This is a genomic window from Streptomyces sp. NPDC051286 (assembly GCF_044455345.1).
Taxonomy (GTDB): domain Bacteria; phylum Actinomycetota; class Actinomycetes; order Streptomycetales; family Streptomycetaceae; genus Streptomyces.
On the sequence record NZ_JBITER010000141.1, the window covers coordinates 1 to 1,998 of the forward strand.

The following is a 1,998-nucleotide window of genomic DNA, read 5'->3' on the forward strand; positions in this document are numbered from 1 at the left end:
CCTGCGTTCCGCGTAATTCAGCGTCCTAGAGTCACGAATCTGGGGTCTGACCTGCGCGGACATGGGTGAGGGCGCCTGAGAGACGTTTCTCTAGGCGCTGGTGTTCGTGCTGGTCAGTGGGGTGCGGGTTCGAGGGCGATGATCTGCTTCGGTGCGGGGGTGGCGAGCTTGGCCAGGAGGTCGGTCTGGGGCTTGGTGAGGGCGGTGACTTGCCGGAACAGGCCGGTAGGACCGGTGAAGGTGCCGAGGTGGAGTCGATCGAGCTCGCGGCGGACGGTCGGCCAGGTCGCGTCGGCGGTGGTCTCGATGATGCGGATCAGCAGCAGGGCGAGCCAGCAGAGGACGACGTGTGCGCGTATGCGTTCCTCGAGCCGGTGATAGACGGGCCGCAGGTCGATGATCTGCTTCATGTCCCGCCAGCCCCGCTCGACTTCGAGGAGTTGCTTGTAGCCGAGCGCGATGTCCTCCGCGGACAGGTCCGGGTCGGAGCATCGCAGCAGGTACTTGCCGTCGAGGTTCTCCTCGGTCTTGATCTTCGCGGTGTCGATGCGGAGCTTGCCGGCCGGGGTGGTGCGGAGGTAGCGGTTGAGGCCGGGCTTGTCGGCGATCTTGCCGCGGAGCTCGCCACGCTTGAAGTCGCTGAGCTGGTCGGTGTCTTCGATCAGGGTCGTGAGCTGGGAGACGAGTTGTTCGCGTATGTGCTGGTCACGGGTGGCGGCTTCGGGGTTGTGGCAGATCACGAACCGTTCGGTCTCCGAGATCCGCACCTCCTTGACCCGCATGTTCCCGGCGATCTCGCCGTAGCGGCCCTGGCGGGACAGGGCGGCCTTCACCTCCGGGCTCCCTGAGCGGAGTTTCTCGCCGACGATGTAGGCATGGTCGCCCTGGCGGAGGTAGCGGCGGTTGCGTTCGCTGGAGAATCCCCGGTCGGTGACCCACACGATCTTGCTGAGGGTCCAGTCCCGCATGTCGTCCTTGACCTGCCGGATCAGCTTCTGGTCACCGGTGTTGCCGGGCCAGGACCAGACGCGGACCGGGATCCCGTCCCGGGTGACAGCCATCCCGATCACGATCTGCGGCAGGTCACCGCGGGAGTCCTTGGACTTGCCGAAGGTGCGGAACCCGGCCTGATCCGCGGGCTCGCCGTCCTCTTCAGCGGGTGGGTGGTCGTCCGTCAGGAGGCGGCCCTTGTCGTCGCGGGCGACGGGTTCGTCGGCCTCCTCCAGCTCGAAGTAGGTGCTGGTGGTGTCGAAGAACAGCAAGTCGACCTCGAGATTGAGGAGGTTCGCGACCTCGTCGAACACCCGCTTCTCCAGGTCGTCGGTCACCTCGTGGAGCCAGTCCATCGCCCGGTAGCAGGCGTCGTCGTCGGTGGCCGGCAGGCCCTCGACATGCACGTCGTGCGTGATCCAGTCCGCGGCGGCCAGCTTCGACGACGGAGCCAGGGCCCGGTTCGCAACCAGGGAGAACAGCACCCGCTCGGTCACCGACATGTCCCGGCGCCGGCCCCGTTTGGGCTGCCCGACCTGCCCGACGATCTTGTCGATCCTCAGCCGCCGCCAGAGATGATCGAGGACGTAGGTGCCGCCGAACGGGACCGACGAGACGAACTCCAGGTCACCCGCCGCCGTCGACGCCAGTGCCTCACCCGGCTCCAGCAGCCTCGATAGAGACGCGACCAGGCGTTTCACCGCGTCCCGGTCGAGGTCGTCCTCACGGCCGAACGTGAACAGGACCTTCGGGACAGCCCGGCCCTTGACCGGATCCCACTCGTTGTGGGCCAGGTGCAGGTACCGGACCGTGCCGGACTTGTTCTCCCGCTTCGTCGTCTTCACATACACGACTCCAGACTCTACGGAGCAACTCCAGGTCAGCGCAGGCGAATCCGCAGAATCGCGTCTCTAGGCGAATCTGTCCATGTCACCAGCCTCCAACCCACTGACCTGCACCTTCAGCCTGGGACGGACTCCAGAACCCCCGAATTACGCGGAACGCAGG

At 66.2% G+C, this 1,998-nt stretch carries 1 protein-coding gene; it reads right to left on the minus strand.

Annotated elements, in window-relative coordinates; genetic code table 11:
• Window positions 1-113 precede the first annotated feature (113 nt).
• A complete protein-coding gene (locus ACIBB8_RS37800) occupies window positions 114-1,835 on the minus strand; it encodes an IS1634 family transposase (protein ID WP_398959928.1) in 1,722 nt (573 codons plus the stop codon).
• Window positions 1,836-1,998 lie beyond the last annotated feature (163 nt).